Below are 19,067 nucleotides of genomic sequence, written 5' to 3' on the forward strand. Positions count from 1 at the left end.
TTATACCTTAAATATAAAGGTATAAGTTATTCTTTTTATTATTTATAGCACCGCTTGACTAAATATCATTGACTAAAGAAACGTATGTTCGTATAATTGGATATATGTTAAGGAGGTTTCCTCGAATGTACAATTATAGTAACGAACCTAGAAAAGTCATCTTTATGATTGATTCAAAATCTTTCTATGCTTCTGTCGAATCAGTTGCACGCGGTCTTAATCCATTACGCTCTATTCTCGTTGTTATGTCTACAGCAAAGAATACAGGTAGCGGGTTAGTACTAGCTGCTAGCCCTATGGCTAAGAAAATATTTGGTATCACAAACGTATCACGAGCTACTGATGTTCCAATTCATGATAAACGTTTAGTTGTTGCCCAACCCAGAATGAATCTTTACATAGAAGAGAACTTAAAAATCAATAAGCTATTTCAACAATTTGCCTCAAATGACGATATTCACCCATACTCTATCGATGAGTCAATTATTGATATGACGACTAGTTGGAAACTTTTCGGAAATAGTCCCTATGAAGTTGCTCGTAAAATTCAACTTGCGGTCAAAGGGGAAACAGGAATTTATACAACCGTTGGTATTGGTGATAATCCACTTCTTGCTAAATTAGCTCTGGATATTGAAGCAAAACATAACCATAGTTTAATTGCTGAATGGCATTATGAAGACGTCCCCGATAAGTTATGGCCAATAACACAACTTGACGATATCTGGTCAATTGGATCTAAAACTGCCGAAAAATTACAAAAAAATCATATCAATTCAATGAACGATTTAGCTCACTTCAACCCATATGAATTAAAAAACAAATTTGGCGTAATTGGTAGCCAATTATTTGCGTTTTCTTGGGGAATTGATCGTTCAATCATTCATGATAAATATACCCCCAAGGAAAAATCCTATGGTAATAGCCAAGTCTTACCAAAAGACTATGTTATCCAATCTGAAATTGAAGTCGTTATTCGTGAAATTGCAGAACAAGTAGCAGCACGATTACGTTCTCATCACAAAGTGGCTACTGTCATTAATTTAGGCATTGGATTTTCTTTAGCCGAAACGACAGATTCTGGAAAAAGATATTCAGGCTTTGGTAGTTCATTAAAAATTGATTCAACAAATAGTAATGCCCAAATCACAAAATATGCCATCGACCTATTTCGAAAAAAATGGCGTCATGAAGCTCTAAGACATATTAGTATTTCGTGTGGCAAATTAGTTGACGATAATAGTCAACAATTAGACATGTTTGACACTAATAATACGGAACAAAAGAATCACAACTTGGACAATACCATTGACATCATACGAAAAAAATATGGTTTTAAATCGATCGTAAAACTTTCCAGTAAGTCTGAAGGTGCAACAGCTATTTATCGCGCTGGGTTAGTCGGTGGCCATGCTGGGGGTAATACCTATGAGTAAAACAACTGATGTTGATGCAAATTTGATAAATCAATTTTTAAAATATGATTATCACGATCGCGGTATGATGAAATGGCAAGGATTCTATTTAAGCGACCATACATCGGCTCGAACAAAAAAATTAAACGAAGAGACACGAAAACAGAAATTAACACATGACATTAAGATGAATGATACTAAAATTGCAGAAGTAATCAATTTGGCAATCATTAAATCCACCCCTGTCACTGTTGATCTCACTAATAAAAATTTGGATGATACACTTTTAGAACCTATACAGGGACTCATTAATGGCTGGTATGAAGATAATATAATTATCAATCATATCACCGTTAAAATTAATGATATTCATGCAATATCATTAAGCCAAATGACTAATGGAGAAGGTAGAAGAAGTATATAAGTAGATAACTTCTACTTACTATACTTCTTCTACCTTTTTTGTTTGATTAATTATAAAAAAACCTCCAGTATTGGATTGGTCCAATACTGGAGGTTCACTTTACTATTTTTTTTATTAAGCTTCTGGTAAATCTAATGTTTCGATTTTTGAATCTAACACTGGAGCATCGTCAGCTTTTTTAACTTTTTTAGTTGTTTTCTTTGGTGCTGCTGATTCTTCCTTAACTTCTTTAGCAGGTTCTTCATCGGGTGCAAATAATTTTGCACGAACTTCTTGGTCCATATCATGTAACATATCAGGTTTTTGTTCCAAAATATTAACGACATTTGGTTTACCTTGACCTAAACGTTCGCCATGGTATGAGAACCATGACCCAGCTTTTTCAGCAATACCATTTTCAACAGCAAGATCTAAGATATCAGCAGTAGCTGAGATACCTGACCCGTACATCATATTTAATTCAGCAATCTTAAATGGTGGTGCTACCTTGTTTTTAACAACTTTAATAGTTGTTTCATTACCAATGACATCCGTACCATCTTTAATTTGTCCACGGCGACGAACATCTAAGCGAATTGTTGCGTAGAATTTTAAGGCACGGCCACCTGGTGTTGTTTCAGGGCTACCGAACATGACACCAACTTTTTCACGTAATTGATTAATAAAAATAACAGTTGTTCTTGTTTTGTTGATTGAACCAGCCAATTTACGGAGAGCTTGTGACATCATACGAGCTTGTAACCCAACATGAGCGTCACCCATTTCGCCTTCAATTTCTGCACGAGGAACTAAAGCTGCAACTGAATCGATAACGACAAGATCAACGGCACCACTGGATACCAAAGCATCTGCAATTTCTAATCCTTGTTCACCAGTATCTGGCTGTGATAATAGTAATCCATCAATATCAACACCTAATGCTGTTGCATATGCGGGATCCATGGCATTTTCAGCATCGATATAAGCAACTGTACCACCATTTTTTTGGACTTCTGCTGTTGCATGAAGTGCAATTGTTGTTTTACCAGAACTTTCTGGTCCGTATATTTCAACAATACGGCCTTTAGGAAAACCACCAACTCCCAATGCGTAATCCAATGATAAAATCCCAGTTGAAGTAACATCAATCTTCGTGTCAGCTTTGTCCCCCATCTTCATGATGGCACCTTGTCCGAATTCTTTTGTAATTGCTGATAACGCTTTTTCTAGTGCTGCTTCGCGTTCTTTACCGTCTTTTCTTTTGCCGTCTCCGGTTGCAATACTTCTGTTAGCCATAGTTAGTAACCATCCTCTCAATAGTAGAACATCTGTTCGTTTCCATTTACTTATCATACCTCATTAAAATTTATATCGCAAGCGTTAAATCATCTTTACCGAAAATAAAAAGAACGATGCAATTATCGTTCTTACTAGGTATCGATGTATTCAATTATACTGCATGCTCATTAATTAAGTACGCCATTTTCTTAAATAATTTCTATTTATTTAACTTATTCCATCGATTCAATCTGACTAATTGTCTCTTTTAAAACGCGTCTGAACGTTGCAAGATCCTGCCCTGTAACTTGCGTTTCCAATTTACTTTCCAATTGATTCCAAAAGTCACTATTAAAAGTTGTTAGACCTTTATACTTATCCGTAACAGATAAGTGAACAACTCGTTTATCTGTTATATCAGCCTTTTTTTCCACTAATCCTAATGTGATTAATTTTTTCAAATGGTAATTCGTATTTGGCGTTGATTGATTCAACAATTTTGAAACGCGTCCAATTGTTGGACTGTTCAACTGTTCGATCGCATTTAGATAATAAGTATCAATTGTCCCCAATTGTTTAATGTTCATTAGTCCATCTTGTTTCCCATACAAGCTCAACAACTGATTTAATTTGTTGAAAGTCCCACTTAACTCAATCATTTTGACCCTCCTAGTTATAGATCGCCTTAGTTCCCACCCAAAATAAAGCAAAAAATTATTGATTTCTAATACATAAATGTTTATTTGACTTATTATAATGTAAAAAGAGGCGTATACACAAGTAATACGTCCCCGATTTTAATAAAAATATGTTATCACTGAAAACGTTTAACTACCTGTAACTGTTGAACCTTGCCAGCTAAGCATTCCGCCATATACATCAACAACATCATAACCTTTTTCAAATAGGATATCTGCAGCTTGTGCACTACGACGTCCTGATCGACAAATAATATATGCTTTACCTGTTAATTCATAATCGTCAACTTCATCTAACGGAATATTAATTGACCCAGGAATATGGCCTTCAGCAAACTCGTCATCTTCTCGAACATCAATAATCTGTGGCTTTTGTGCTAATAATAGGTCAAGTTCCGTAGTCGTAATTGTTGGAATATCATCTTCAAAGTTCATTTAGTTACCCTCTTTTATTTAGTTATGGTTTTTATTAGTCTGTATCAATTTATTATCTATATTATCATATGTTTTTATTTCATATTTTTCAAATATTTAGATTTTAATATTGATAGATTTAGAAGGCTCTAAGGTAAGACTTACGTCTCTTTTTAATTGGGAACAGCGTAGGTTATAACATAATACTAAAAATGGGTACTAAAAAGCCACTCCATAATAACGGAGTGGCCTCTTTATATTTAATTATTACTATCATGTATCACATGTTGATAAGAAACTAAGTTCTTCTTTAATTTTCCAAAAATTTTAACCAATGAATCATGAGCACTTTCCGTTGAACGATCTTCGGCTAAGTACTGCCACGTTGAAATAATCAATAACAGTGACACAAAAATTAATGGGAACCCAGCTAATAAACAGATAGCTTGGATTGTTTTAAAACCACCAACGAAGACGATACCAAATGAGAATAACATGAAAATTCCCATCCAAACCAAGCGGTTAAACAAACTTGGTTGCTCTGTCGGTTTGAGTTTTGTACTAGTAAACGACGACACGATAAATGCAGATGATGAAATCGTCGTTGCTAAGAAGATAAAACATGAAATCGCATAGATAACTAACATTACGTATTTAAATGGCAATGTTGAAATAACTTGTGCAATTGCTGCAGCTTGACCATATACATTCAGTGTATGAATTAAATCAGCAGCTCCACTTTGTTGTAAATAGAGTGAATAACCACCTAAGATTGCGTAGAAACTCATACATCCTAAAGCACCATACGCAAGCATCCCTAATATCACCTGACGAATCGTTCGTCCACGCGAAATTCTAGCAATGAATAAGCCCATGAATGGCATGAAAGTTAACCACCAACCCCAATAGAAAATAGTTTCCGATTTAACAGGGTCAATCGCATGACCTAATCCTGAAGCTGTCCCTGTACTCATTGCTACAAACTGAGTAACCATCAGTACAAGACTGTTACCTTCTGACTTCAAAATATAAACCGTTGGTCCAACTAACAGAACAATTAACAAAAAGCCAATGGCTGTCCAAATATGAGCTGAACTCAATCGATCAATCCCACCCTTAATTCCTTTAAACATGGTTAACGTGAAAATGCTGAACAGGACAACAAATAATGCTAATTTTAAAAGTATTGTATCTTGGACTCCCGTTAATGTTGCGATAATTTTTGATAATACAGGTATTTCCATCCCAACTGATGAACCAACACCGCCCATAATACCGAAAACGACAAGAAAATCAATTATTTTTCGTAAGATTTTTTTATAAGGCTGATCCCCTTTTAACATAGGAATCACATCACTAACACACATAACTTTCGCTTTTTTAACGTACATAACGTATGAAATAATTACAGCTGAAGATGCAAACATCATCCACGCCATTGGACCCCAATCAAATTGACCTAACATGTGAGCATTTTGATAATTAGCAGGAGACATCGCTTTAGCACCAAACAAAGGTTGTTGCACGTAGCGAAGTGGATCAACCATGCTAAGCATTAAAATACTGGCATCAATGGCCGTCGCAAATACCATACTACCCCATTTAAAATCACTGTATGCCGGCTTTTCGCCTTTATTACCCAATGTAATTTTGCCATAATGGCTTAATGCAATATATAAAAAGAAAACAAAATTGAGAATATAGATACCAAGGTAAGCCCAACTCAAGTGGGCCGTAATAGCATCCATTATTGAACCTAATTCTGCCTTCAAACCAGACCCACCGAGTAATAATCCAACTGATACTAAAATAAATAATGCCACAGTCGGTAAAAACATTTTTTTGTCGATATTCTGTTTTTCTAAAATAAAAATTTCCTCCTAAATTTTAGAGCACGATCTTTAATTCATCGCCGTACTCACTCCGATAATTCTGCTTTTAATTGCACAAAAAAAGCACACTGATACAGTTTCTCCACTAGGGATATCTGCACAGCGTGCTTGTTAGCTTTGCTATCTTATACAAATACTCATAACGTAAATTATAATATTCTATCGAATCACTTACCTGGACTCACGTCACCGTTATCATCTAGATAACGAATAATTCGTGCCGGGTTACCCGCAATTACGAGATCATCACCAAACGATTTTGTGACCACAGATCCAGCGCCGACAACGACTCGATTACCAATCGTAACTCCTGGTAAAATCGTGACGTGTCCACCCATCCAGACACTATCACCAACCGTAATTGGTTTACCCATTTCAACATCCGCATCACGTAATTTTGCAGATAAGGGGTGTACTGGCGTGTAAAATCCAACGTCTGGTCCAATGTAACAATGATCACCAATTGTGATTGGACAAGTGTCCAACATCGTTAAATGGTAGTTCGCATAAAAGTGATTTCCGATATGAATATTAAATCCATAATCAAATTCGATTCCCGTTTCGGCCCAAAAGTCTTCACCGGAATCAGCCAATAATGCTTTAATATTTGTATTTTGTTGCTTATTATCGTCAAGCTGGTTAATTGTCCGCAGTTTTCTCCGAATCAGTTCTCGTCGTTCAACTAGTTCAGGATCCAACTGCTCATACGGTTCACCATCTGACATCTTTTCTCTCTCAGTTTTTATCATGTTATAAGAATACCACTTATGTCATGATTTGTTAAATAGAAATTTATTTTCTATAAACACAGTAAAATAAAGCTATTTTATTAACATTAATTGAATTGGATTAATTTTAATTAGAGTAAATTTTAACCCTATTATTACAGAAAAATCTTCTAATAACAATTCACAGCATATTCGCTGTTCATCAATCATTAGAAGATTTATTTAACTTATTTTATCAACAAATAGTTGTGTTATTTGTTTAGGTCTTGTAATAACGCCACCGACAACTGCCGAAAATGCGCCAATATCAAATGCTCTCTTAACTTCTTCTGGAGTCGTTGTATGACCCTCCATAATAACAGGGATTTTAAGATTTTTAATTAACTTTTCTAGTAAATCAAAATCTGGGCTATCCCTTTCGTCCGTATATTCTGTATATCCTGACATCGTTGTAGAAACCATATCAAATCCATTTTTTTCAGCCATAACGCCTTCTTCATAATTAGAAATATCTGCCATGGCTAATCTATTTCCTTCATGAATTTTATTGACTAAATCAGTTACCTTTTCATTATGAGGCCGTTGTCTAACCGTTGCATCTAATGCAATAATCTCAGCGTCAGTTTCCAGTAATTCATCTACTTCTTTCATCGTTGCTGTAATATAGACTTCTGAATCTGCATAATCTCGTTTGATTATGCCAATCAACGGTAATTTTACTTGTTTTTTAATTTCTACAATATCAGAAACTGAATTTGCTCGTATCCCCACAGCACCACCCATCTCAGCTGCAAGGGCCATTCTCCCCATGATAAATGAACTAAATAATGGTTCACCTTCTAGTGCCTGACAAGAAACAACTAACCCATTCTTTATTTCATCTAAATTCATCATATTATCTCCCTTTATATATCACTAGCATTTGTCTCAATAACTTGTTTATACCAATCAAAACTATCTTTCTTGTAACGTTTCAATGAGCCATTTCCATCGTCATCTTGATCAACATAAATGAACCCATAACGTTTACTCATTTCTGAAGTTGATGCGCTAATTAAATCAATGCAGCCCCACATTGTGTACCCCATTAAATCAACACCATCCATAACAGCTTCTTTCATTTGAATGATATGTTCTTCAAGATACTTAATGCGATAGTCATCATGAACTTTGCCATCATCGCCTAACTTATCTAGGGCCCCAATTCCATTTTCAACAATAAATAGTGGCACACGGTAACGATCCCACATTGCATTCAATGTGATTCTTAATCCAATGGGATCAATTTGCCAACCCCAGTCACTTGTTTCTAAGTAAGGATTTTTTTCACCATTAATCATATTTCCTAACGATGTATCACCCGTTTTGCCAGCTGAAGTGACCGTTGACATATAATAACTAAAACTAAGGAACGCAACTTTGCCCATTTTAAGAATAGCTTCATCCCCTGGCTCCATCACAATATGAACATCATTTTCTTTGAAATAGCGGTTCATGTATTCAGGGTATTCGCCGCGGACTTGAACATCGGTGAAGAACAAGTTTAAATTATCATTTTCTTGAGCGGCACGAACATCTGCTGGATTAGGCGTTGATGGATAAGTTTGCATTCTAGCAAGCATACAACCTACCACAAAATCAGGATTAATTTTCCGTGCTTGTTCAACTACCAAAGCACTTGCGATAAATTGGTGATGAACAGCTTGATACCGAATTTGTAATTGTTCTCTCTGTGTTAATTCACTGTCAACAGCACCCGTTTCCATGAAACCAAATGAGCTAACATTAATTTCGTTAAACGTTAACCAATATTTAACCTTATCTTTAAAACGGTTAAGTACAACGTCCGTGTAATGTGTAAAACTAGCAATTGTGTCACGGCTTACCCACCCATTTTGTTTAACTGTCAAATCAAGTGGCATTTCATAATGCGATAATGTGACAACAGGTTCAATATCATACTTAGCTAACTCATCAAAAACGCGGTCATAAAATGCTAACCCAGCTTCATTGGGTTCCGTTTCATTACCATTTGGAAAAATTCGTGCCCATGCCATAGACATCCGGTATGTTTTAAAACCCATTTCTGCAAATAATTTAATATCTTCTTTATAATTATGATAGAAATCAATCCCACGACGTTTTGGATAATGGTCAGTGGTTTTATCGTCCATCGCTTCTTCAATGACTTTCATTGTGACAGAACCAAGATTCATTTCTGTTCTTTTTTCAGATTTACGAATAACTTCAGCAGTAGTCATCCCTTTGCCATCTAAATCCCAGCCACCTTCAACTTGGTTTGCAGCTGTTGCGCCACCCCATAAGAAACCTTTTTTAAACCCTTTTGGATAATCTGTTTTATACATATTAATACACTCCTTCAAAGTTTTTTGTTTAACTTATGTATCTGTGAACTATTTCAAATAGAGGTTTTACTAGTTTTTTTCAAAAAAATTACCTATTGATAACTAAACAAATAGTTATCAATAGGTAATGCCTGATCGAATCAGTTACAGCCCTTATTTGACAAATTAAGTATATCAAATATAGTAAGCGCTGTCAAAGTTAGTTTAAAGGCTTACTCACCTTGCCTTATTTTTTCAATAACCTGAATAATATTAAACGTATCCTGTAGGCTATGTCGCTCACAAGTCTTTGCACCAATTTCAACTAGATTAATAAAAGCTTGAATTTCAAGCGTCATATCATCTCCAACGATACTATAGTCCCGATTAATTTTTTGTCCATCATTTAATTCAATCGTATATTTTTCAATTCGATTATACATTGGAATAACGATACGACCTTGTTGCCCAACAATAATCGCAACTCGCGGTTTAGCTTCATTTATTGCGCCTTCAATGAGTGCCTGAGCGCCTTTTTCAAAATGTATCGTTGCTGAAAATTTTTCATCAATCCCATTATGCATGTCTAATTTTGATTCAATATGCGAAATATCTGAACCTAAAATTTCTAACACAAAACCAATTGGATAAGTACCGATATCGTTCAAAGCACCACCCTGTCCTTTTTGAAGTAAATATGAAGTTGCTTTTTGAGATGGAATGGCATTAGAACAAAAGTTAGCTGACATGGTTTGGATGGGTCCGATTGAAGCTAAATCTTGTTTTAAATGATCCATACCGATGTTAAATTTTGTTTTAAACGCTTCAACAAATAAGGTTTGATTTTCACTTGAAGCTAATTCAATTTCTTTCATATCTGTCGTTGTTAGTACAGCCGGTTTTTCACAAAATACCGGAATATTTAGCTTCAACGCCTTTAGTGACCACTCTTTATGCAACATATGTGGCAATGCGATATAAACGCCATCAATCGAATCATCGCCTAAAAGAGCTTGATATGAATCATAAATGGTTATATCTGGATTATTCGCTTTAAACACATCGTCATTAAATAATGACTTTGATCCAATTGCTGTAACTTGTCCATTTTTTGTATATCGAATACTTTCATAAAATCGCTTTGCAATATTACCGTAACCAATAATTCCAAAATTCATTGTTCTTATCTCCATTTCTATTTAACCGTTTTCATTAATTATAGCCGACTCATACAGTATGCACCAAATTAAATTTCAAACTCAAAAAGGTCACCCCATTTCCGGGGTGACCTTCTCGTGATTCAATCTTATTTTTTAACCTACAAGTTCAATTTTGTTTCCTTCAGGGTCCAAAATGACTGCTTCATAATAGCCATCCCCTGTTGTCCGAGGGCCACTAACAACTTCTATTCCAGATTTTTTAAAATCAATCACCATTTGATCAACGGTCACATGATTCTCAACAGAAAAGGCTAAATGTGCATAACCAAATCCATCAGGATAGCGATCTGTAATATCCGTTCTCGTCATAATTTCTAATCTTGCTTGACCATCTGGAAAGCTCAAAAAGTATGACGAAAATCCTTTAGTCCCATTGTCATAACGCACACCAAAAGTTGCCTTAAAATTAGTCACATAAAAATCACGCATTGCTTCAAGATTTTCTACCCATAAACCAACGTGTTCGATTTTCATTTGCTTAAACCTCCGTTGTTTCAATCGGAAAAACTAATTCAAATTCCTCACAAACCACTGGCATTGTCTCATCAAATGTCTTATTAACACTTTCTAATTCTTCTTCAAAAAAAGATTGATGAACACTTCGCCAATAAGCTAAATTTCTATCGCCTTCGCCTTCAAGAAAAGCATGCTCTTCTGTAACTTCGTTAAATGGTGTCACATAAACTTTTATTGTTTTCGTAATCGCCATTGGATTATCTTTATAATCAACAATGACATTGTAATCGCCAACTTTTGGTAAAGGTTCTTCATCAAAATATAAATTATAAGCTGACGATGTCCCTGTTTTAAGACCATCTAAAACTAATTTACCTAATTCTAACGTTTCTTTCTTAGTGACGCCAAATGACCATGCATCATAATTATCATGTTCAATTTTATTTGCCTTTTTAAATGCTTGCCAATACTCATAAATTGTCATATGAACTCTCCTTCAAGAATTTAATCTTCTGCGTTTAATATATCTAAGAACAACTCACCATATTTTTCCAATTTACTTTCACCAACACCTTTAACATCCAACATATCAGTTAACGTTTCCGGCATAACCTCACACATTGAATATAACGTTTTATCAGAGAAGATAACAAATGGCGGTACACCTTGTTCCTCTGCTAATTCGCGACGTAATTGTCTTAATTCTTCAAATAGTTCATTATCTTCAGGTAATGCTTGTTTAACTTTTACAGCCATTTTACGTGTAACTTTAGTTTCACCTTTTAAGACGCCAACTCCTTCTGCAGCAAGTTGCAGAACCGGATATTGGCCGCTTGAAGCCTGTAAAAAACCTGACGCAACTAAATAATCAATCAATCCAGAAACTTCCTTCTGCGATTGATCTTTCATCAGTCCATACGTAGGTAATTCATCAAATCTAAACTGCATCACCTTTTGGACTTTTGAACCTGTTAAAACTTGTGCGACTAACCCTTTACCAAAATGTTCACCCATCCGTTTTACACATGATAAAACCTTTTGGGCATCAATCGAAATATCTTGTGCATCTCGTGTATCCAAGCAATTGCCGCAACGGCCACATTCTGGTGCTTCATCGCCAAAATAATTCACAATTGTCTGTTGTAAACACTGTTGCGTGTTTGCGTATTGCGTCATTTCTTGTAATTTTAAATACTCATGTTTTTTATTAACATCATCCATTTCAGATTGGTCAATGAAAAAATGTTGAATCTGAACATCTTTTAAATTAAAAAGTAAAATTGCTTCACTTGGCAAGCCATCTCGTCCAGCACGTCCGGCTTCTTGATAATAAGCTTCTAAACTACCAGGTATCTGATCATGGATTACAAATCGAACATTACTTTTATCAATTCCCATCCCAAATGCATTCGTCGCAATCATTACCTGAACACGATCGTACAAGAAGTCTTCCTGATTCTGACGACGTTCATCTTCTTGCAACCCGCCGTGATACATCGCCACTTTAATCTTAGCTTTTTTTATTAATTTCGTTAACCGTTCGACTTCTTTACGCGTACTTGCATAAATAATACCAGATTGTTGTTTCTGTCCCTTTAAATACTCGAGTAAGAAACGATCACTATTTTGATCTTTAACGACTTGGAAGGCTAAATTTTCACGTGAAAACCCAGTTTTAACTTCATGTATAATCGATAATCGTTGCATAATATCCGCAGCTACTTGAGTTGTCGCTGTCGCTGTTAATGCAATAATCGTCGGATTCGAATTCAAACGTTGAATCGTTTCCGTTAAGCGTAAATAACTAGGACGGAAATCGTGCCCCCATTGTGAGATACAGTGCGCTTCATCAATAGCGACAAGATCAATTCTTAATTCCGCTAAATCTGCCATAAAACCATCAGAATCTAATCGTTCTGGTGACACATAAAGTAACTTAACTTCACCACGAGCAGCTTGATTAAAGCGTTCACGAACCTCCGTGTAATCTAGCGTACTATTGATAAAGGTTGCTGGAATGCCATTTTCATTTAAAGCATCAACTTGATCCTTCATTAAAGAAATTAAAGGAGATATCACTAACGTTAGTCCATCTAATATAAGTGCTGGAATTTGGTAACATAGCGATTTTCCGCCGCCTGTAGGCATAATAGCTAAAACATCTTCACCCGTTAGAATACGATCAATAACTTCTTTTTGACCTTGGCGAAAATTGTCGTACCCAAATTTTTCTTTTAAAACTGATTGTGGATTCATATAATCCTTTCTCTTTGCTCATTTTCTCAGATAATTCTATGTCTTTAAATTATAGCATAGGTTAAGACGCCACAGATGTTTTAGAAAGTGTTTTAATGACCGCTTCAACATCACCCAAATCATTCATTAGTCCCGCGGGATTTTGTTGAGCTGCCCTAAGTTTAGTCATATAATCAACGACAATTGTCGAATCACTAACACTACTTGTGTCTTCAATTCGATAATAAAGATAGTGAATTGAATTAACTTTAGGTTCAAGGATAACGCTTAGATACCAAGTGTTATCTCCAATTTCAATAGTTGCCGTTTCCTTAAAATGACCATATTCTTCTTGTAATTTGCCTTGAATTTGTCCAATCTCAATTGGAACCGTGGCAGGCATTGGTCCTCCAGAATACGCATCTGACGTATTTAATTGTACCTTAGTGCCACGTACTTTCGAATTTTTAAGATTAAATACAACTTTCATATTTGATGCATCTTTGGACCCTTTTTTAATGGTCCAATCAGCGGGTGTAGCATAATTTTTATGCGGTAATATAGCATCACCACCGACGACTATTTTTGCTTGGACTGGTAAGCCATTTGTTCCTGCGTTAATTTTGTATTTTTGGGTTAATTTTATATTTTCTGTCGGTTGAATTCGACTGATTTCTGCCCAACTAGCCGGTTGTGTATCTTTAACTTGAATTAATGTTTTAAATCCTAAGATACCTAAAAAAACTACCATCAAAAAACCGATTGATATTAACATATTTTTCTTCATGCCAAAAATCTCCTAACCTGTTACGCCTCTATTATTAAAGCTTTTTCTCGTAGTATATCGCTAATATTATTGAAATGATTATTATATTCGTATACAAAAAGAAAAGTAGTGCACCAATCCATAATAACGTACTTACTTTTAGAAATGCCCACAAAATGATAAACCCAAACGCTAGAATTAAAATCATGCTATTCATAATTTTTCCAATCATTGCGTTCACAGACTGATCAATTAACTTATTTCGTTCATCCACATTCTCCAGCTGTTCTTCTTTCAGTCCTTTTTTAGAAAAAGTTATATAAAATTGATAGGCCGCAATTCCAAATGATAAGACAACATTAATAAATGATCTAATCAATTTTGACCAATCAAAAGCATCTTTAAAATCTAAGTTCATTATCCAAATTGAGGCAATCCCCACAAACATAAAAAATAAACCTACAAAAAAATGTCGATAACTATAGATTTTCATTTTAATTCTCCTCCATCTCTAAATTTTCCTTTAGCTGAAATAACGCTTCAATCTGACAATCAAACAATAAACTCAAACGATAGGCCAACATTATAGATGGCTTATATTTACCTTTTTCAAGTGAGATAATTGTTCGACTAGAAACTTGAACTTTCTCAGCTAACTGTTCCTGTGTTAATTCAAGCTTAGTTCTGTATTCTTTAACTTTATTTTGCATAATGAACACCTTTCAATATGAAATATACTTCATGTGAAGTTAACTTCATAATATAATAATTATTTTCTTAAGTCAACTAGCTGATTATTTCTGGCACCAAGCATATCAATATAAATTTCTATTTATTTATACTATAATTAAATAAACATCGTCAGATTAACTAATTTAATAATCTAACGATGTCTTTTAACTAAATAAAACGTTTTAAAAAGGAGGATTAAGCATATGGTTCAATCATACAAAAATTTCTGGGAAAATATTTTTAATTTTTCTGACACATCGAATAGATCAGACTATTGGTGGCCTACGATTATTAATAGTATTCTAGGAGCAATTATTATTTATTTTTATACGTCACTCGTTGGCCATCCTATCGATTCGATTTATAATTTTAGTGAACTTACTTTTATGACAAGTCGAAATATTGTTATGTTTATCGTCTGGATTGCAAACTTTGCTGTTTCAGTTCGTCGTTTACATGATACTGATCGTTCTGGTTGGTGGATTTTAATCCAATTCGTTCCATTAGTCGGTAGTATTTGGTTCTTTATTTTAATGGTTTTACCCAGAAAATCAAATCGCTGGGGTTAAATTATATTGATACTCGATTATTAATAAGAGGTGCTGATAAAATTTATCAGCACCTCTTTTGTTTACGGAAAATTAAAAAGATAGCACTGTAATCGACTAACTTGATTACCGCTCTATCTTCATTTTTCAAAAAATAATCCACCCTGATTAACTAAAACATCTGCTACAGGTGTCTCTATTCGTTTATTAAGCACCATTTTTTTCGTCTCTGTTACATATTTTTTAAAATTCATTGTTTGTAAATGAGCTTGGTAATCCTCGTCACTCCGGTAAATTTCAACGAAAATCCATTGATTTAAATCTCCATCTACAGAAGCAATGTATGTCACTAAGAGTCCTGCTTCATTTTCAAATGATTGTTTCATAGTATTCAATGAAACTTCTCTAAATTCTTTAACCCTATTCGGCTCTATTTCAATACTTGTTACTTTGAGTATAGCTCTGTCAGGCTTCAATTCATGCAAGGCTGTTGTTTTTTCTAACAGTAATTCTGGGGATAAATTAATCATCGATTTTTCAATTACTGCCTGAGATGCGATATTACTAAACATTTTAAATTGAGCCGAATTTGCATGTTTTTGATATTGATCTTCGTCTTGATAAGATTCAATCACAATATTTTCAGTACCCGCCTCATCCAAATGTACACTGTACATCGCCAAAGTTCCTTTTTCTTGCTGAATTGAGGTCGTTAAATTAATCATCCCTGCTTTTTCAAATCTTTCACGATCAGATAGCTTAATTTTAAGTTTGAATAGTCTTAATAATGGGGCATTCTTAAGTTCTATCATTTATTCACCCAATCCCATCAAACGATTATAATTTCCATAATTAATCAGGGCTCGATCATCTTTCGAAAGATTCAACTGATCTAAAGCTTCAATTATGGCATCCGTTGCTCCAGCTGGCGCAATCCCTAACGGTGCATCAGTTCCAAACAGTACGTGGCTAACACCATAATAATCAATTGCTAACCCTAATGCTTTAGGATTGCCCAATAATGCAGTATCTACATAGAAACGTTTAAAATCAGCTGCCTGTTCTGGTGATAGAATATGGTTAATTCGTTCAGCAAAATAAGGCACCATTGCCCCAGCATGATGAACAATTACTTTAAGTGTAGGATAGTCATTAAAAATTCCTGACTGTACTAATTGCAACATTGCTTGCGCTAGTTCATATTCCCAACTAAAAATAATATTATTGTCTGGTTTACGATCATCAAAAATTGGGTGTAACAGAATTGGGATATTTAATTGTGCAGCCATTTCAAAAATAACCCGGTATTCCTTTGCAGCAATACTTTTTCCAAGGGCACGCGTAAATAACTGAATGCCAACTAATTCTGAATTTTTTAGCACTTGTTCTTTTATAATACGTGTTGCTTCATCGATGTTATTTAGAGGTATCATTGCAATACCCGCTTTAAACAAGTCTGCATTTTGTTGAACCATTTCAATTATTTCGTTATTAGCTTGCCAGCATAATGCCGCTGCTTGTTCTGGCCCTACGTAGTCCTCAGGATTCACGTTGACTGCTGAGATAACTTGTTGGACATTTCTGTTCCGTAATAGGCGTCTTTGTTCAATATCAATCAATATGGGATGTTTAATAAATGGCATTTTTTCTGGCAAGTTCGGCTGAATAGCTAACATCTCGTTATAAAAATGTGGTGGTAAAACGTGTGCAAAAACATCAATACTTGTCATTAACTTTTCCCTCCTACAACCTAATTTAGGTTTCTTTAATTTAGCTGATTATCTAATACTAGGCAAAAATGCTAAAATAGCCTGCTCATTCCTCTCACCTAATATAAAAATTTTCTTATTTTAATGGCTCTAATTGTTTGATAACTTTGGCGGGCACGCCGCCCACTACTGTATTGTCAGGAACATCTTTTGTCACCACTGCACCAGCTGCTACAATCACATTATCCCCAATATGAACGCCACCAATAATCGTGACATTTCCACCTATCCACACATCGTTTCCAATTGTAATTGGTTTAGTATAAGTAATTAAATAACGACTACCATCTTGTCTTTTTCCAAAACGTTTTGTTGCATCTAATGCATGTTCACCACAATATAACTTCGTGTCTGGCGCGACAATGACACGATCTCCTAATGTGATTTTGTTTGAATCTTGAAATGTACAATTACCGTTAATAAAAACATCATCACCAACAGTGATATGTTTACCATAAACTGTATTAAATTGACCATTAATAACGAGTCCTTCCCCAGATTTCCCTAACAACTCGTGAATTGCTGTTGCTCTTTTCTCTAGGTCAGTTGTCGTATTGATTATAGTGACTAATTCTTTACCCGCCGCAATCATACCCTGTAATTCTGGGTCGCGATAATCATAATCTTGACCTGCCAATAATTTTTCATGTTCTGTCATCATTTTGCCCCTCCATTCACTATTTGACGCCCTTTTCTTCCTTAATAATTCAATTGTATTATACTACTTAAATTAACTGAACTAAATTCAAAAGATTCGGTTCTAGTGATATTAAAAAAGAGCCAACCTAATTGTATTTACCCAATCAGGTTGAACCCTCTTACTTCACAATATTATTTTCAAACTTCTTCAACAACTGTTGTCGTTTTTCAAGTTTCATTCCTTGAACTGCAGCAAAGTTAAACCATTTCAACTGGTTAAACCCCATCTTCCGGAATGTTCCCCTAAATACCATTTTAGTCACAGGATTTCCAAAGATAGTTCGATAAATCCAACCTGGTGTTGACATAGTTGTAACCATTTTAACTTTCTTTAAATGAACCATCTCATTTTTAAATAATTTTTTATTTTCCTGCTCTGTATAAAGAATCCCTTTAGCAATAACTTTGTCAAAGAATCCCTTCATCATAGCTGGCATAGATTCCCACCAGATTGGAAAAATAAAGACAAGCTCATCTGCAGCCATGAGGCGTTCTTGATAATTCGCCGTCATAGAATCCGTTGGTATCTTCTTACGCCAAGATATTAGGTCTTCTTGGTGCATTACAGGATCAAACCCATCTTTATGCAAATCAATTACGTCCACAATACAGCCCTCTTTTTCATACGCTGCTTTAGCACTAACTAGTAATGCCGCTGAATAACTCCTATTGTGCAATTCATTGTATCCAGCGTCTGCAGTGTAGGGATGATCAAATATAATACAAATTTTTTTCATGTTCAATAACCTCTTTTAATTAGTTTAATAAATTTTCCGACTTTAATGACTTTATATAAAATACTTCAAGTGTCATTTATCTTTCTTGCTATAAGTGTTACATTTGTTACACTTATATTAATCATTTATCGCGTGATTTACAAGATACAAAATCGTGTTATTTGTTACACTTCAAGGAGATATAAAAAATGACGGAAAATAACCAAGCAAAATTAAGTAAAAATTTGATTATTGATTCTTTAATTGACTTATTAAAAATAAAATCTTATCAAGAAATCACAATAACTGAAATCACAAAAAAAGCCGGAGTTGCCCGGCTGACTTTCTATCGTAATTTTGAAAATAAGGACGCGATTTTACTAACTCGGTCCGATTACTTATTTGACCAGTTTTACGCCGAACTCAAGTCCAATCAAACAGAAATTAGTTTGAAAAACATTTTCAAGCTAGCTTTTAACTATTGGCATAATGATTCTGAATTTATGGATATCCTAATTAAAAATGATATTGTTTATTTATTGGAAGATTCTTTTTATACTTATTTTGAAAAGATTCTTAAAGATACGCCTAGTATCAGTCGGCTAAATAATACTCAAAAAACGTTCATTCTTGGTGGCGTTCTACGAACGATGTTGCAATGGATTAGTAGTGGTAGTCCTGCTACAGCTGAAGAAGTTACTGCAGATATATTGGAATTGATTCAGTAAAAGTATGCTAGATTTTAATGATTAA

22 protein-coding genes are annotated in these 19,067 nt (G+C 34.7%); 4 read left to right on the forward strand and 18 right to left on the reverse strand.

Translation table 11 applies throughout. From position 1 onward, the window contains the following. Positions 1-125: 125 nt before the first annotated feature. Positions 126-1,436, forward strand: a complete 1,311-nt coding sequence (locus tag AC1RPX_RS04740; protein ID WP_481761582.1) for a Y-family DNA polymerase — start codon at positions 126-128, stop codon at positions 1,434-1,436. Then, positions 1,429-1,839: a hypothetical protein gene (locus AC1RPX_RS04745; RefSeq protein ID WP_481761583.1), complete on the forward strand. Its 411-nt coding sequence runs from the start codon at positions 1,429-1,431 to the stop codon at positions 1,837-1,839. Before AC1RPX_RS04740 ends, AC1RPX_RS04745 begins: the two co-directional genes overlap by 8 nt. 114 nt (positions 1,840-1,953) lie before the next feature. Here AC1RPX_RS04745 and recA read toward each other — a convergent pair whose 3' ends face one another. The 14 genes from recA to AC1RPX_RS04815 form a co-directional block, all read right to left on the reverse strand. Next, positions 1,954-3,114: a recombinase RecA gene (gene recA / locus AC1RPX_RS04750; protein WP_481761584.1), complete on the reverse strand. Its 1,161-nt coding sequence runs from the start codon at positions 3,112-3,114 to the stop codon at positions 1,954-1,956. A gap of 215 nt (positions 3,115-3,329) precedes the next feature. Beyond that, positions 3,330-3,755 (reverse strand): MarR family winged helix-turn-helix transcriptional regulator, encoded by a 426-nt coding sequence (locus tag AC1RPX_RS04755; RefSeq protein ID WP_409022061.1) that lies wholly within the window; start codon positions 3,753-3,755, stop codon positions 3,330-3,332. Positions 3,756-3,923: 168 nt separating this feature from the next. Beyond that, positions 3,924-4,229, reverse strand: a complete 306-nt coding sequence (locus AC1RPX_RS04760; protein WP_481761585.1) for a rhodanese-like domain-containing protein — start codon at positions 4,227-4,229, stop codon at positions 3,924-3,926. A 239-nt stretch (positions 4,230-4,468) separates the two neighbouring features. After that, positions 4,469-6,046 carry a BCCT family transporter gene (locus tag AC1RPX_RS04765; protein ID WP_481761586.1) on the reverse strand — a complete coding sequence of 526 codons (1,578 nt, stop codon included), beginning with the start codon at positions 6,044-6,046 and terminating at the stop codon, positions 4,469-4,471. A 221-nt stretch (positions 6,047-6,267) separates the two neighbouring features. Further along, entirely contained in the window at positions 6,268-6,849 is a 582-nt protein-coding gene (locus AC1RPX_RS04770) for a sugar O-acetyltransferase (RefSeq protein WP_409022058.1), read from the reverse strand. 201 nt (positions 6,850-7,050) lie between these two features. Beyond that, entirely contained in the window at positions 7,051-7,722 is a 672-nt protein-coding gene (locus tag AC1RPX_RS04775) for an N-acetylmannosamine-6-phosphate 2-epimerase (protein WP_481761587.1), read from the reverse strand. Between the two features lie 11 nt (positions 7,723-7,733). Then, positions 7,734-9,194 carry a glycoside hydrolase family 1 protein gene (locus AC1RPX_RS04780; protein WP_481761588.1) on the reverse strand — a complete coding sequence of 487 codons (1,461 nt, stop codon included), beginning with the start codon at positions 9,192-9,194 and terminating at the stop codon, positions 7,734-7,736. Between the two features lie 212 nt (positions 9,195-9,406). Next, complete coding sequence (locus AC1RPX_RS04785; protein ID WP_481761589.1) at positions 9,407-10,351, reverse strand: Gfo/Idh/MocA family protein; 945 nt, start codon at positions 10,349-10,351, stop codon at positions 9,407-9,409. 135 nt (positions 10,352-10,486) lie between these two features. Beyond that, the gene (locus tag AC1RPX_RS04790) at positions 10,487-10,867 is read right to left on the reverse strand and encodes a VOC family protein (protein WP_481761590.1); all 381 of its coding nucleotides are present in this window, start codon (positions 10,865-10,867) and stop codon (positions 10,487-10,489) included. A gap of 4 nt (positions 10,868-10,871) precedes the next feature. Beyond that, on the reverse strand, positions 10,872-11,333 hold the full coding sequence (locus AC1RPX_RS04795) for an ASCH domain-containing protein (RefSeq protein WP_481761591.1): 462 nt from the start codon (positions 11,331-11,333) through the stop codon (positions 10,872-10,874). A gap of 20 nt (positions 11,334-11,353) precedes the next feature. Continuing rightward, positions 11,354-13,105 (reverse strand): DNA helicase RecQ, encoded by a 1,752-nt coding sequence (gene recQ / locus AC1RPX_RS04800; RefSeq protein ID WP_481761592.1) that lies wholly within the window; start codon positions 13,103-13,105, stop codon positions 11,354-11,356. Between the two features lie 61 nt (positions 13,106-13,166). Continuing rightward, entirely contained in the window at positions 13,167-13,871 is a 705-nt protein-coding gene (locus tag AC1RPX_RS04805) for a hypothetical protein (protein WP_481761593.1), read from the reverse strand. A 34-nt stretch (positions 13,872-13,905) separates the two neighbouring features. Further along, complete coding sequence (locus tag AC1RPX_RS04810) at positions 13,906-14,343, reverse strand: hypothetical protein (RefSeq protein ID WP_481761594.1); 438 nt, start codon at positions 14,341-14,343, stop codon at positions 13,906-13,908. Position 14,344: 1 nt separating this feature from the next. Next, on the reverse strand, positions 14,345-14,560 hold the full coding sequence (locus tag AC1RPX_RS04815; RefSeq protein WP_481761595.1) for a helix-turn-helix transcriptional regulator: 216 nt from the start codon (positions 14,558-14,560) through the stop codon (positions 14,345-14,347). Positions 14,561-14,785: 225 nt separating this feature from the next. Here AC1RPX_RS04815 and AC1RPX_RS04820 point away from each other — a divergent pair, with 225 nt between their 5' ends. After that, the gene (locus AC1RPX_RS04820) at positions 14,786-15,151 is read left to right on the forward strand and encodes a DUF805 domain-containing protein (RefSeq protein ID WP_481761596.1); all 366 of its coding nucleotides are present in this window, start codon (positions 14,786-14,788) and stop codon (positions 15,149-15,151) included. Between the two features lie 119 nt (positions 15,152-15,270). On the opposite strand, the gene AC1RPX_RS04825 is transcribed toward AC1RPX_RS04820, so the two are convergent. The 4 genes from AC1RPX_RS04825 to AC1RPX_RS04840 all read right to left on the reverse strand — a co-directional run bounded on the left by AC1RPX_RS04825 (position 15,271) and on the right by AC1RPX_RS04840 (position 18,335). Then, positions 15,271-15,942: a putative quinol monooxygenase gene (locus AC1RPX_RS04825; RefSeq protein WP_481761597.1), complete on the reverse strand. Its 672-nt coding sequence runs from the start codon at positions 15,940-15,942 to the stop codon at positions 15,271-15,273. After that, complete coding sequence (locus tag AC1RPX_RS04830) at positions 15,943-16,860, reverse strand: amidohydrolase family protein (RefSeq protein WP_481761598.1); 918 nt, start codon at positions 16,858-16,860, stop codon at positions 15,943-15,945. Between the two features lie 115 nt (positions 16,861-16,975). Further along, positions 16,976-17,560 carry a sugar O-acetyltransferase gene (locus AC1RPX_RS04835; RefSeq protein ID WP_481761599.1) on the reverse strand — a complete coding sequence of 195 codons (585 nt, stop codon included), beginning with the start codon at positions 17,558-17,560 and terminating at the stop codon, positions 16,976-16,978. Between the two features lie 157 nt (positions 17,561-17,717). Beyond that, complete coding sequence (locus tag AC1RPX_RS04840) at positions 17,718-18,335, reverse strand: NAD(P)H-dependent oxidoreductase (protein WP_481761600.1); 618 nt, start codon at positions 18,333-18,335, stop codon at positions 17,718-17,720. A 188-nt stretch (positions 18,336-18,523) separates the two neighbouring features. Between AC1RPX_RS04840 and AC1RPX_RS04845 the strand changes: the two genes are divergently transcribed. Beyond that, positions 18,524-19,042 carry a TetR/AcrR family transcriptional regulator gene (locus tag AC1RPX_RS04845; RefSeq protein ID WP_481761601.1) on the forward strand — a complete coding sequence of 173 codons (519 nt, stop codon included), beginning with the start codon at positions 18,524-18,526 and terminating at the stop codon, positions 19,040-19,042. Positions 19,043-19,067 lie beyond the last annotated feature (25 nt).

This window comes from Dellaglioa sp. CoH-56-MRSF-14 (genome assembly GCF_056782115.1).